Below are 14,098 nucleotides of genomic sequence, written 5' to 3' on the forward strand. Positions count from 1 at the left end.
TTATGACAGCACTGCAACAGGGTTTCCTGCTCACTCGCCACTGGCGCGACACGCCCGCCGGCACCGAGGTCGAATTTTGGCTGGCGACCGACGCGGGCCCGCGTCAGTTGCGTCTACCGCCGCAAACCTCGGTGGCGTTTATCCCCGCCGAACAAAAGCCGCGCGCGGAACAGCTGCTGCGCGAAGAACGGCAAGTCGAACTGAAACCGCTGGCGCTGACGGATTTTCATCACCGCCCGATGCTGGGGCTGTACTGCCGCCAGCACCGTCAGCTCATCAAGCTGGAAAAGCTGCTGCGGGAAGGCGGCGTTACGGTCTACGAGGCCGACATTCGCCCGCCCGAGCGCTACCTGATGGAACGCTTCATCACCGCGCCGGTGTGGTTCAACGGCCAGGGCAACGGCGATGGGCCGTTGCTCAATGGCCAGATGAAGCCGGCGCCGGACTACCGCCCGACGCTCAGGCTGGTGTCGCTGGATATCGAAACCACCGCCCACGGCGAACTTTACTCCATCGCGCTGGAAGGCTGCGGCCAGCGCCAGGTCTACATGCTGGGGCCGGCCAACGGCGGCGATGCGCCGCTGGATTTCGATCTGGAATACTGCGCCAGCCGCCCCCAGCTGCTGGAACGGTTGAACGCGTGGCTGGAGCGCCACGATCCTGACGCCATCATCGGCTGGAACCTGGTGCAGTTCGATCTGCGGGTGCTGCAAAAGCACGCCGAACGCTACCAGATCCCGCTGCGGCTGGGGCGCGGCGGCAACCTGCTGGAGTGGCGCGAGCACGGCTTCAAACAGAACCACTTTTTCGCCGCCGCCGCCGGCCGCCTGATCATCGACGGCATCGAAGCGCTGAAATCCGCCACCTGGAACTTCCCCTCCTTCAGCCTGGAATACGTTTCGCAGGCGCTGCTGGGCGAAGGCAAGGCGATCGACAACCCCTATCAGCGCATGGCGGAGATCGACCGACGCTTCGCCGAAGACAAGCCGGCGCTGGCCCGCTACAACCTGAAGGACTGCGAGCTGGTGACGCGCATCTTCGCCAAGGCCGACCTGCTCAACTTCCTGCTGGAACGCGCCACCGTCACCGGGCTGGCGGCCGATCGCAGCGGCGGATCGGTCGCGGCCTTCAGCCACCTCTATATGCCGCGCATGCACCGCCTGGGCTTTGTCGCCCCCAACCTCGGCGAACAGCCGGAGGAACACAGCCCCGGCGGCTTCGTGATGGACTCCCAGCCCGGCCTGTACGATTCGGTGCTGGTGCTGGACTATAAAAGCCTGTACCCGTCGATCATCCGCACCTTCCTGATCGATCCGGTCGGGTTGGTGGAAGGCATGCGCCACCCAAATGACGCCGACTCGGTGCCCGGCTTTCGCAACGCCCGCTTCTCGCGCAGCAAACACTGCCTGCCGGCGATCGTCGAACAGATCTGGCAGGGGCGCGAAGCCGCCAAGCGCCAACACAATAAGCCCCTGTCGCAGGCGTTGAAGATCATCATGAACGCGCTGTACGGCGTGCTGGGATCGAGCGGCTGCCGCTTCTTCGATCCGCGGCTGGCGTCGTCGATCACCCTGCGCGGCCACGAGATCATGCGCCAAACCCGCGAGCTGATCGAAGCCGAAGGCTATCAGGTGATTTACGGCGATACCGACTCCACCTTCGTGTGGCTGAAACAGCCGCATGATGAGCAGCAGGCGGCGCAGATCGGCCGGGCGCTGGTGCAGCGGGTCAACGCCTGGTGGCAGCAGCATCTGCAGCAGCAGTTCGGGCTGGAGAACGCGCTGGAGCTGGAGTTCGAAACCCACTATTCCCGCTTCCTGATGCCGACCATTCGCGGCGCCGAACAGGGCAGCAAGAAGCGCTACGCCGGCCTGATCGCACGCGCCGGCGGCGAGGAAGAGATGGTGTACAAAGGTCTGGAAACGGTGCGCACCGACTGGACGCCGCTGGCGCAGCAGTTCCAGCAGCAGCTCTATCAGCGCATCTTCAAACGGCAGCCCTACCAGGACTATGTGCGCGACTACGTCGGCAAAACCCTGAACGGCGACTTCGACGATCAGCTGGTGTACCGCAAGCGCCTGCGCAGAAAGCTCGACGACTATCAGCGCAACGTGCCGCCGCACGCCCGCGCCGCGCGCATCGCCGATGACTACAACCGCAGCCAGGGGCGGCCGCTGCAGTATCAGAACGGCGGCTGGATCAGCTACGTGATGACCGTCGCCGGGCCGGAACCGCTGGAAACGCGCCATTCGCCCATCGACTATCAGCATTACCTCGAACGCCAGCTGCAACCGGTGGCAGACGCTATACTCCCTTTCTTGCACGACGATTTCACCACGCTGGTCACCGGGCAGATGGGGCTGTTTTGAGATTGCGCCAGGTTAAGAAAAATCATCCGGTTTTGCAGGTGACGAACGCGCCGCCTTCCATTACCATAGCGCCCTTCCCAAAACTGAACCACGCTTAGCCCTGCCGTCTCGCGACGTCTGCATGGCGTGAACGGCTATTGCCCGTCAAATTTAAAACAAACCGGGATTAGCAGACGTTCAGTACAGGTGCCGCGGCCCTTCCCGCCCGGTAACAAGACTTACTTACAAAGAATCGAGCCGACAATATATGCCTTTTACTCTTGGTCAACGCTGGATCAGCGACACGGAAAGCGAATTAGGACTGGGCACCGTCGTGGCGCTGGACGCGCGCATGATTACCCTGCTTTTCCCCGCCACCGGTGAAAACCGCCTCTATGCCAGAAACGATTCGCCGATCACCCGCGTGATGTTCAACCCGGGCGATACCGTCAGCAGCCACGAGGGATGGCAGCTGCAGGTGGAAGAGGTGAAAGAGGAAAACGGTCTGTTGACCTATATCGGCACCCGCCAGGACACCCAGGAAAGCGGCGTGGCGATGCGCGAAGTCCTGCTGGACAGCAAGCTGACCTTCAGCAAACCGCAGGATCGTCTGTTCGCCGGCCAGATCGACCGCATGGACCGTTTCGCGCTGCGTTTCCGCGCGCGCAAATACCAGAGCGAGCAGTATCGCCTGCCGTTCGCCGGCCTGCGCGGCATGCGCGCCAGCCTGATCCCGCACCAGTTGCACATCGCCCATGAAGTCGGCCAGCGCCATGCGCCGCGCGTCCTGCTGGCGGACGAAGTCGGCCTCGGCAAAACCATCGAAGCCGGCATGATCATCCACCAGCAGCTGCTGGCGGGCCGCGCCGAGCGCGTGCTGATCGTGGTGCCGGAAACGCTGCAGCACCAGTGGCTGGTGGAGATGATGCGCCGCTTCAACCTCTACTTCTCGCTGTTCGACGACAGCCGCTACGCCGAAGCCAAGCTCGACAGCAGCAACCCGTTCGAAACCGAACAGCTGGTGATCTGCTCGCTGGACTTCGTGCGCCGCAACAAGCAGCGCCTGGAAGAGCTGGCGGACGCCCAGTGGGATCTGCTGGTGGTCGACGAAGCGCACCACCTGGCCTGGAGCGAAGAAGCGCCGAGCCGCGAATATCAGGTGATCGAACAGCTGGCCGAGCATATCCCCGGCGTGCTGCTGCTGACCGCCACCCCGGAGCAGCTGGGCCAACAGAGCCACTTCGCGCGCCTGCGCCTGCTCGATCCGAACCGTTTCCACGACTACGGCGAGTTCGTTGCCGAGCAGCAGAAATACCGCCCGGTGGCCGACGCCGTCACCCTGCTGCTGAGCGGTGAGCGCCTGGCCGATGACAAGCTGAACCTGTTGGGCGAACTGATCGACGAGCAGGACATCGAACCGCTGCTCAAAGCCGCCAACAGCGAAGGCGACAACGCCGAGCAGGCGCGTCAGGAGCTGGTTTCCATGCTGATGGATCGCCACGGCACCAGCCGCGTGCTGTTCCGCAACACCCGTAACGGCGTGAAGGGCTTCCCGCACCGCAACCTGCACCAGATCAAGCTGCCGCTGCCGACCCAGTATCAGACCGCGATCAAAGTCTCCGGCATCATGGGCGCCAAGAAGTCCGTCGAAGCGCGCGCGCGTGACATGCTGTACCCGGAGCAGATCTACCAGGAATTCGAAGGCGAAAACGCCACCTGGTGGAACTTCGACCCGCGCGTCGAGTGGCTGCTGGACTACCTGCTGGCCAACCGCAACGAAAAAGTGCTGGTGATCTGCGCCAAGGCCGACACCGCGCTGCAGCTGGAGCAGGTGCTGCGCGAGCGTGAAGCGATCCGCGCCGCGGTGTTCCACGAAGGGCTGTCGATCATCGAGCGCGACCGCGCCGCCGCCTACTTCGCCTCCGAAGAGGAAGGCGCACAGGTGCTGCTGTGTTCCGAGATCGGCTCCGAAGGCCGCAACTTCCAGTTCGCCAGCCAGCTGGTGATGTTCGATCTGCCGTTCAACCCGGATCTGCTGGAGCAGCGTATCGGCCGTCTGGACCGTATCGGCCAGATGCACGATATCCAAATCATGGTGCCTTACCTGGAGCACACCGCGCAGGCGGTGCTGGGGCGTTGGTTCCACGAGGGGCTGGATGCCTTCGAACACACCTGCCCGACCGGCCGCACCATCTACGACAGCTGCTACGAGCAGTTGATCGGCTATCTGGCCGCGCCGACCGAACAGGAAGGCTTCGACGAATTCATCCACGCCTGCCGCCAGCAGCACGATCAGTTGAAAGCGCAGCTGGAACAGGGCCGCGACCGCCTGCTAGAGATGCACTCCAACGGCGGCGACAAAGCCCAGGCGCTGGCCGCCGCCATCGCCGAGCAGGATAACGACGTCAATCTGGTGGGCTTCGCGCTCAACCTGTTCGACATCGTCGGCATCAATCAGGAAGACCGCAGCGACAACCTGATCGTGCTGACGCCGTCCGATCATATGCTGGTGCCGGACTTCCCGGGCCTGCCGCAGGACGGCTGCACCGTCACCTTCGACCGCGATCGGGCGCTGTCGCGCGAAGACGCGCAGTTCGTCAGCTGGGAGCACCCGATCATCCGCAACGGCCTGGATCTGATCCTGTCCGGCGACACCGGCAGCTGCGCAGTGTCCCTGTTGAAAAACAAAGCGTTGCCGGTCGGCACCCTGCTGGTTGAGCTGGTTTACGTGGTAGAAGCCCAGGCGCCGAAGCACCTGCAGCTGACCCGCTTCCTGCCGCCGACGCCGATCCGCATGCTGATGGACCGCAAGGGCACCAACCTGGCGGCGCAGGTCGAGTTCGAAAGCTTCAACCGCCAGCTGAACGCGGTCAATCGCCACACCTCCAGCAAGCTGGTCAACGCCGTGCAGCAAGACGTGCACGCCATGCTGCAGCAGGCGGAAAGCCTGGTGGAAGCGCAGGCGCGCACGCTTATCGAACAGGCGAAGCAAGAGGCGGACGACAAGCTGAGCGCCGAGCTGGCGCGTCTGGAAGCGCTGAAGGCGGTCAACCCGAACATCCGCGACGACGAAGTCGAAGCGCTGGAGTTCAACCGCCGTCAGGTGCTGGCCAACCTCAATGAAGCCGGCTGGCGCCTGGACGCCATTCGTCTGGTGGTGGTCACCCACCAGTAACCGGCGCGACGCGGGGAGGCAAGCGCCTCCCCGCTCGGCCCTTATCGCGGAGCCAAGATGGAACCCTACAATCCCCCGCAGGACCCGCTGCACATCCTGTATCAGGATGAACACATCATGGTGGTCAACAAGCCCAGCGGCTTGCTGTCGGTGCCCGGCCGCGCGCCGGAAAACAAAGACAGCCTGATGACCCGCATTCAGGCCGATCATCCGGCTGCCGAATCGGTGCACCGGCTGGACATGGCCACCAGCGGGGTGATCGTGGTGGCGCTCAACAAGGCCGCCGAGCGTGAGCTGAAGCGTCAGTTTCGCGAACGCGAACCGAAGAAATCCTATATCGCCCGCGTTTGGGGGCATATGGAGCATGACGAGAGGTTGGTGGATTTGCCGCTGATCTGCGATTGGCCGAACCGGCCGCTGCAAAAGGTGTGTTTTGACACTGGCAAAGCGGCGCAAACGAAGTATCTGGTGCTGTCGCGCGACGCCGACGGCAGCACCCGCGTGAAGCTAACGCCGATCACCGGCCGCTCGCACCAGCTGCGGGTGCACATGCTGGCGCTGGGGCATCCGATCCTCGGCGACGGTTTCTACGCCCCGCCGGAGGCCAAGGCGATGGCACCGCGGCTGCAGCTGCATGCGCAAGAGCTGCGCATCACCCACCCCGCCTTCCAGACGCCGATGCACTTTCGCGCCGAGCCGGATTTCTAAGGCTAAAACCCAACGGGCCCAGCATACCGGGCCCGCTTACATCGCTTATTTAAAGCCTTTCTCGCGTTTGATCAGGTCGTACGCCGCCTGAATCTCCTGCGCTTTCTGCTTGGCCATTTCCATCATCTGCGGCGGCAAGCCTTTCGCCACCAGCTTATCCGGATGGTGTTCGCTCATCAGTTTGCGGTAGGCGCGTTTGATGGTGGCGGCATCGTCGCTGCTGCGCACGCCGAGCACCTTGCACGCGTCGTCGAGCGTCGGGCCGCGCTGAGCCTGCTGATAGCCGCCCTGCGAATATCCGCCCTGCTGACCGCCGCCGAACTGGCGCCCACCTTCCATCATGCTGAGGAACTGGTCGAACTGCGCGCGTGAAATACCCAGCTCCTCGGCGATGACGTACAGTACCTGGCGTTCGTTCGGGTGCAGCGAGCCGTCGGCAAACGCCGCCTGAATCTGAATTTCCAGAAACATCCGAATCAAATCGAAGCGGCCAAAACAGATGCTGCGGAACTGCTGCAGCGTCTCACGCAGCGGGAACTGGCTCTGTTTGCCCTCGCGGAACGCCTGCTGCGCCGCGGTGCGCGCTTCGCCGTGCAGCTGCAGGCGATCCATGAACAGGCTGGCGATCTGGATATCCGCCTCGGTAACGCGTCCTTTGGATTTGGTCAGGTGGCCCATCACCTGAAAAGTGGTGCGGAAAAACAGCGTTTGCCGCGTTTGCTGGTCGGTGAAGAACCCCCGGCTGCGCTTGTTGCTGCGCGCCGTATCGATCATATGACCGATAATCAGCCCCAGAACTACACCCCAGAATCCCGCGCCAGACCAGATGGCGACGATGACGCCGAGCAGTTTTCCCCAATACTGCATATACTCCTCAATTATCATGCCGAAAGCCGCCCACTCCCCTTCGCTTCAGGAAAGGGTGCAGGCGATTTTTCCTAGAATTTGGATTATCATACCTGTCATTTATCTTTGCGCCTAACGACGACGCAAGTAAACGGCTGGATTTAGCACTAGCGCAACGCAGATGAGTAATATAGTCTCTGACCGTTTGCCGGACATGACGCCTCTGATGACGGAACACCAAAACCGCGTATGAAAAAAAGTTTCCCAACACTGCTGGCCACGATGATTTGGACGGCACTCTACAGTCAGCATGCGCTGGCTGATCTGGCCGAGCAATGCATGCTTGGCGTTCCCGTTTACGACAAGCCTTTGGTCAGCGGCGATCCGAACAGCCAACCGGTGACGATCAATGCCGATGACTCGCGCGCCGACTACCCGAAAAGTGCCCTGTTCAGCGGCAACGTGCGCGTCGAGCAGGGCAACAGCACCCTGACCGCCAAAGAAGTTGAGCTGAACCAGACGGAAAAACCCGGCCAGACGGAGCCGGTGCGTACCGTCACCGCCACCGGCGACGTGCACTACAGCGACAATCAGATCAAACTGAAAGGCCCGAAGGCCTGGTCGAACCTGAACACCAAAGATACCGACGTCTATGAAGGCGACTACCAGATGGTAGGCCGCCAGGGGCGCGGCGACGCCGACAAAATGAAGATGCGCGGTGCCAACCGTTACACCATTCTGGAAAACGGCACCTTTACCTCCTGTCTGCCGGGCGACGACAGCTGGAGCGTGGTCGGTTCCGAAGTGATCCACGATCGCGAAGAGCAGGTGGCGGAAGTGTGGAACGCCCGCTTCCGCATCGGCGGCGTGCCGGTGTTCTACAGCCCGTACCTGCAGCTGCCGGTCGGCGACAAGCGCCGTTCCGGCTTCCTGATCCCGAACGCCAAGTACGGCAGCAACAACGGCTTCGAGTTCATGTTGCCGTACTACTGGAACATCGCGCCGAACTACGACGCCACCATCACACCGCACTATATGTCCAAGCGCGGCCTGCAGTGGCAGACCGAGTTCCGCTATCTGGTGCAGCCGGGCCTCGGCCTGATGGAGTTCGACTGGCTGCCGGACGACAAGGAATACGGCAAAGATCATGACGACAACAAACGCTGGCTGTTCTACTGGAACCACAACGGCGTCATGGATCAGGTGTGGCGCTTCAACGTCGACTACACCAAGGTCAGCGACTCTAAATACTTCACCGACCTGGATTCCAAGTACGGTTCCACCACTGACGGCTACGCCACGCAGAAATTCAGCCTCGGCTATGCCAACGAGAACTGGAACGCCACGCTGAGCTCCAAACAGTTCCAGATTTACGACGACACCGATCGTTCACAGTCGGACTCGTATAAAGTCCAGCCACAGCTGGATCTGAACTACTACAAGAACGACCTCGGCCCGTTCGACTTCCATATCTACGGTCAGGCGGCCAAGTTCACCAGCGTCAACCCATACAGCCCGGACGCCACCCGTCTGCATATGGAGCCGACGCTCAACCTGCCGTTGACCAACGGCTGGGCCAGCCTGAACACCGAAGCCAAGGTGATGGCGACCCATTACCAGCAGGATATTCCTGACGGTTTCGCCGCCAACTACCAGAGCCGTAAAGGCGTCGCTGCACCGGAACTTGATGACTCGGTCAACCGCGTACTGCCGCAGTTCAAGGTTGACGGCAAGCTGGTATTCGAACGACCGATGATCTGGGCCGAAGGCGCCACCCAGACGCTGGAGCCGCGCGTGCAGTACCTGTACGTGCCGTACCGCGACCAGAGCAACATCTACACCTACGACACCACGCTGCTGCAGACCGACTACTCCGGCCTGTTCCGCGACCGCACCTACAGCGGCCTGGATCGCATCGCTTCGCAGAACCGCGTCTCCACCGGCTTGACCACCCGCATTTATGATGACGCGCTGGTTGAACGTTTTAACGCTTCCGTGGGTCAAATCTACTACTTCAGCCGTTCGCGCACCGGCGACCAGGTAACCGGGTACGACAACAACGACGATACCGGCAGCGTGGCCTGGGCCGGCGATACCTATTGGAAAATCGACGATCGTTGGGGCCTGCGCGGCGGCCTGCAGTACGACACCCGCCTGAACAGCGTCTCGCTGGGCAACGGCGTGGTGGAATACCGCCAGGATGCCGAGCGCGTGGTGCAGCTGAACTACCGTTACGCCACGCCGGAATATATCCAGACGGCGTTGAACACCAAAACGGTTCCGGCCTTCCAGGACGGCATCTCGCAGGTGGGCATCACCGGCAGCTGGCCGATCGCCGATCGTTGGGCGGTGGTCGGGGCGTATTATTACGACACCCGCGCCAAACAATCCGCCGATCAGCTGGTGGGGCTGAAGTACAACACCTGCTGCTGGGCAGTGACCCTGGGCTATGAGCGCAAGATCACCGACTGGAACAACAGCAACAATACCAGCGTTTACGACAACAGAGTTTCGTTCAACGTCGAACTGCGCGGCCTGAGCAGCGATCATAGTCTCGGCTCCGCAGAAATGCTGCGCTCCGGCATTCTGCCGTATCAGCGCGCATTCTGACGCTTTGCAACACTTTGAAAACGAGAACTTTCACCCGCATTTGCGGATTACATAATGGGAAATGTATGAAGAACTGGAGAACGCTTATTCTCGGATTGGTGGTTTGCGCCAATGCCGCGTTCGCAGCACCCCAAGAAGTGGATAAAGTCGCCGCCGTCGTGGATAACGGCGTGGTACTCGAAAGCGACGTCAACGGTCTGTTGCAGTCAGTGAAGCTCAACGCCCAGCAGGCCGGCCAACAGCTGCCGGACGACAAGACGCTGCGCCATCAGATCATCGAACGCCTGATCATGGATAACATCCAGCTGCAGATGGCCAAGAAAATGGGCATCACCGTGTCCGACGCCGATCTGGATAAAGCGATCGCCAATATCGCCGCACAAAACAAGATGAGCGTCGATCAGCTGCGCAGCCGCCTGTCGTACGAAGGGTTGAACTACAACACCTACCGTTCGCAGATCCGCAAAGAGATGCTGATCTCCGAAGTGCGTAACAACGAAGTGCGCCGCCGCGTCACCATCCTGCCGCAGGAAGTGGACTCGCTGGCCAAACAGGTGGGCGCGCAGAACGGCAGCGACACCGAAATGAACATCAGCCACATCCTGATCCCGCTGCCGGAGAACCCGTCTCAGCAGCAGGTCGACAAAGCCGAAGAGCTGGCCAAACGCCTGGTGGGCGAGATCAACAGCGGCGCCGACTTCGGCAAGCTGGCAATCACCTACTCCGCCGACTCTCAGGCGCTGAAAGGCGGCAACATGGGCTGGGGCAAGCTGCAAGAGATCCCGACCCTGTTCGCGGAACGTCTGGTGAGCGCCAAGAAAGGCGACGTCGTCGGCCCAATCCGCTCCGGCGTCGGCTTCCACATCCTGAAAGTGAACGACATCCGCGGCGCGAGCCAGTCGGTGTCGGTTACCGAAGTGCACGCCCGTCACATCCTGCTGAAACCTTCGGTGGTGCTGACCGACGATCAGGCGCGCGCCAAGCTGCAATCCGTTGCGGAAGCGATCAAGAGCGGCCGCGCCAAGTTTGCCGACGAAGCCAAACAGCTGTCGCAGGATCCGGGTTCCGCCATGCAGGGCGGCGATCTGGGCTGGGCTTCCCCGGACATCTACGATCCGGCCTTCCGCGATGCGTTGCTGAAGCTGAGCAAGGGTGAAATCAGCGCGCCGGTCCACTCTTCCTTCGGTTGGCACCTGATCCAGCTGCTGGATACCCGCCAGGTGGATAAGACCGACGCCGCGCAAAAAGATCGCGCTTACCGCATGTTGTTCAACCGTAAGTTCGCCGAAGAAGCACAGACCTGGATGCAGGAACAGCGCGCCCAGGCTTACGTGAAGATCCTCGATGGCAGCGATGCACAGCAATAAACGCGTCGTCATTACCCCCGGCGAACCCGCCGGGGTAGGGCCGGATTTGGTGGCAGCGCTGGCGCAACAGGATTGGCCTGTTGAGCTGGTGGTGTGCGCCGATCCGGCCCTGCTGCTTGAACGCGCCAAGCGTTTGGGCCTGCCGCTGACGCTGCACGACTACCAGCCGCAGCAGCCGGCCGAAGCGCAACGCGCCGGCACGCTGACCGTGCTGCCGGTCTCGCTCGCTCACCCGGTCACCGCCGGGGAGTTGAACGTCGGCAACAGCGCCTACGTGGTGGAAACCCTGGCGCGCGCCTGCGACGGCTGCCTGAACGGCGAATTCGCTGCGCTGATCACCGGCCCGGTGAACAAGGGCGTGATCAACGACGCCGGCGTGCCGTTTATCGGCCATACCGAATTCTTTGCCGATCGCAGCCGCTGCGATCGCGTGGTGATGATGCTCGCGACCGAAGAGCTGCGCGTGGCGCTGGCGACCACCCACCTGCCGCTGCTGGCGGTGCCGGGCGCCATCACGCAACAGAGCCTGTTCGAAGTCATCCGCATCCTCGACCACGATCTGAAAACCAAATTTGGCATCGCCCGGCCGCACATTTACGTTTGCGGTCTGAATCCCCACGCCGGGGAAGGCGGCCATATGGGGCACGAAGAGATAGACACCATCATCCCGGCGCTCGACGCGCTGCGCGCTGAGGGCATCCATCTTGTCGGCCCGCTGCCGGCGGACACCCTGTTCCAGCCCAAATATCTGCAAGATGCCGATGCGGTGCTGGCGATGTATCACGATCAGGGGCTGCCGGTGCTAAAATACCAAGGGTTCGGCCGCGCGGTGAATATCACCCTCGGTTTGCCTTTCATACGCACCTCGGTCGACCACGGTACCGCTCTGGAACTGGCCGGCACCGGCACCGCCGATGTCGGCAGTTTCCAAACGGCCCTGAATCTCGCCATTAAAATGATAATTAATTGTAATGAATAACAGAGTCCACCAAGGGCACTTTGCCCGCAAACGCTTTGGACAAAACTTTTTAACCGATCAGTTTGTCATCGATAGCATTGTCTCCGCCATTCACCCGCAGCCGGGCGAAGCGGTGGTCGAGATCGGCCCCGGCCTCGGCGCCCTGACCGAGCCGGTCGGCGCACGCATGGACCGCATGACGGTGATCGAACTGGACCGCGATCTGGCCACCCGGCTGGAGAACCACCCGCGGCTGAAAGACAAGCTGACCATCCACCAGCAGGACGCCATGACGGTGAATTTCGCCGAACTGGCCGAGGAAGCTGGCCAACCGCTGCGCGTATTTGGTAACCTGCCGTACAATATTTCGACGCCGCTGATGTTCCACCTTTTCAGCTATACTCAGGCAATCCGCGACATGCACTTTATGTTGCAAAAAGAGGTGGTCAACCGTCTGGTGGCCGGCCCGAACAGCAAGGCCTACGGGCGTTTGACCGTGATGGCGCAGTACTACTGCAACGTCATTCCGGTGCTGGAAGTGCCGCCGACCGCGTTCGCGCCGCCGCCGAAGGTCGATTCCGCCGTGGTGCGCCTGGTGCCGCACAGCGTGCTGCCGAACCCGGTGGGCGACGTGCGCATGCTGAGCCGCATCACCACGCAGGCGTTCAACCAGCGGCGGAAAACCATCCGCAATAGCCTGGGCGACCTGTTCACGCCGGAGCAGCTGACGGAGCTGGGCGTCGATCCTTCGCTCAGAGCAGAAAATATTTCTGTGGCGCAGTACTGCAAGCTGGCGAACTGGCTGTCAGCCAATCCGACGCCGCAGCAATAAGGAGTTGTTGTCATGATTGATTCGCCCCGCGTGTGTATTCAGGTTCAGAGCATCTATGTGGAATCACAGTCGATCCCTGAAGAAGAGCGTTACGTCTTCGCCTATACCATCACTATCCGCAATCTGGGGCGGACCGACGTGCAACTGCTGGGCCGTTACTGGCTGATCACCAACAGCAACGGCCGCCAAACCGAAGTTCAGGGCGAAGGCGTGATCGGCGAACAGCCCGTCATTCCGCCCGGCGGAGAGTTTCAGTATACCAGCGGCGCCATTCTGGAAACGCCGCTGGGCACCATGGAAGGCCATTACGAAATGGTGGACCATCAGGGTCAACCGTTCCGCACCGCTATTCCCGTGTTTCGCTTAGCCATTCCAACGCTGATCCATTAATTATGTCGACATACCTTATCGGCGACGTTCACGGCTGTTACGATGAACTGAAGTCGCTGCTGGCTCAGGCTGCTTTCGATCCCGAGCGCGATCGGCTGTGGCTGACCGGCGATCTGGTGGCGCGCGGCCCCGCCTCGCTGGACGTGCTGCGCTTCGTGCGCTCGCTCGGCCCGGCGGTGCGCATGGTGCTGGGCAACCACGATCTGCACCTGCTGGCGGTCTACGCTGGCATCAGCCGCAACAAACCCAAAGATCGCATCACCCCGCTGCTGGAAGCGCCGGACGCCGACGAGCTGATCAACTGGCTGCGCCGCCAACCGGTGCTGCAGGTGGACGATGAGCAAAAGCTGGTGATGGCGCACGCCGGCATCACCCCGCAGTGGGATATCGACACCGCGAAAATGTGCGCGCGCGAAGTGGAAGCGGTCTTGAGCAGCGACAGCTACCCGCTGTTTCTCGACGCCATGTACGGCGACATGCCGAACAACTGGGCGCCGGAACTGAGCGGCCTGGCGCGCCTGCGTTTCAGCACCAATGCGCTCACGCGCATGCGCTACTGCTTCCCCAACGGCCAGCTCGACATGATCTGCAAAGATGCGCCGGGCACCGCGCCGGCGCCGCTGAAGCCGTGGTTCGAGCTGCCGCGCCTGGTGGATCCGGAATACACCATCGTCTTCGGTCACTGGGCCTCGCTGGAAGGCAAGGGCACGCCGGAAGGCGTAATCGGGCTGGATACCGGCTGCTGCTGGGGCGGCGATCTGACGATGCTGCGCTGGGAAGACCGCCGTTACTTCACGCAGCCCGCCAACCGTGGCGAAGCGCCTGACCACGCCGGCAGACTGACCGCGTCCTGAAAACAAACAT

10 protein-coding genes are annotated in these 14,098 nt (G+C 61.8%); 9 read left to right on the forward strand and 1 reads right to left on the reverse strand.

Translation table 11 applies throughout. The features are described from left to right. Positions 1–2: 2 nt before the first annotated feature. The 3 genes from WCL58_RS16100 to rluA all read left to right on the forward strand — a co-directional run bounded on the left by WCL58_RS16100 (position 3) and on the right by rluA (position 6,231). A complete protein-coding gene (locus WCL58_RS16100) occupies positions 3–2,369 on the forward strand; it encodes a DNA polymerase II (RefSeq protein WP_084826860.1) in 2,367 nt (788 codons plus the stop codon). 247 nt (positions 2,370–2,616) lie between these two features. Continuing rightward, on the forward strand, positions 2,617–5,523 hold the full coding sequence (rapA, locus tag WCL58_RS16105) for an RNA polymerase-associated protein RapA (protein WP_070915012.1): 2,907 nt from the start codon (positions 2,617–2,619) through the stop codon (positions 5,521–5,523). A 57-nt stretch (positions 5,524–5,580) separates the two neighbouring features. Then, positions 5,581–6,231, forward strand: a complete 651-nt coding sequence (gene rluA / locus WCL58_RS16110) for a bifunctional tRNA pseudouridine(32) synthase/23S rRNA pseudouridine(746) synthase RluA (RefSeq protein WP_336851368.1) — start codon at positions 5,581–5,583, stop codon at positions 6,229–6,231. Positions 6,232–6,276: 45 nt separating this feature from the next. Here the strand turns inward: rluA and djlA are convergent, their stop codons facing one another. Beyond that, positions 6,277–7,098: a co-chaperone DjlA gene (gene djlA, locus WCL58_RS16115; RefSeq protein WP_015376627.1), complete on the reverse strand. Its 822-nt coding sequence runs from the start codon at positions 7,096–7,098 to the stop codon at positions 6,277–6,279. A gap of 228 nt (positions 7,099–7,326) precedes the next feature. Between djlA and lptD the strand changes: the two genes are divergently transcribed. The 6 genes from lptD (at position 7,327) to apaH (ending at position 14,088) form a co-directional block, all read left to right on the forward strand. Beyond that, positions 7,327–9,687 (forward strand): LPS assembly protein LptD, encoded by a 2,361-nt coding sequence (gene lptD, locus WCL58_RS16120; protein ID WP_060422429.1) that lies wholly within the window; start codon positions 7,327–7,329, stop codon positions 9,685–9,687. Between the two features lie 65 nt (positions 9,688–9,752). Beyond that, positions 9,753–11,054 (forward strand): peptidylprolyl isomerase SurA, encoded by a 1,302-nt coding sequence (gene surA / locus WCL58_RS16125; RefSeq protein WP_048232625.1) that lies wholly within the window; start codon positions 9,753–9,755, stop codon positions 11,052–11,054. Then, positions 11,041–12,033, forward strand: a complete 993-nt coding sequence (gene pdxA / locus WCL58_RS16130; RefSeq protein WP_142110718.1) for a 4-hydroxythreonine-4-phosphate dehydrogenase PdxA — start codon at positions 11,041–11,043, stop codon at positions 12,031–12,033. Before surA ends, pdxA begins: the two co-directional genes overlap by 14 nt. Beyond that, entirely contained in the window at positions 12,026–12,844 is an 819-nt protein-coding gene (gene rsmA / locus WCL58_RS16135; RefSeq protein WP_060422426.1) for a 16S rRNA (adenine(1518)-N(6)/adenine(1519)-N(6))-dimethyltransferase RsmA, read from the forward strand. Before pdxA ends, rsmA begins: the two co-directional genes overlap by 8 nt. Before the next feature lie 12 nt (positions 12,845–12,856). Further along, positions 12,857–13,234: a Co2+/Mg2+ efflux protein ApaG gene (gene apaG / locus WCL58_RS16140; protein ID WP_016929119.1), complete on the forward strand. Its 378-nt coding sequence runs from the start codon at positions 12,857–12,859 to the stop codon at positions 13,232–13,234. Between the two features lie 2 nt (positions 13,235–13,236). Then, positions 13,237–14,088 (forward strand): bis(5'-nucleosyl)-tetraphosphatase (symmetrical) ApaH, encoded by an 852-nt coding sequence (gene apaH, locus WCL58_RS16145; protein WP_336851369.1) that lies wholly within the window; start codon positions 13,237–13,239, stop codon positions 14,086–14,088. Positions 14,089–14,098 lie beyond the last annotated feature (10 nt).

This window comes from Serratia sp. TMDUHS_CL, from assembly GCF_037137105.1.
GTDB lineage: Bacteria > Pseudomonadota > Gammaproteobacteria > Enterobacterales > Enterobacteriaceae > Serratia > Serratia nevei.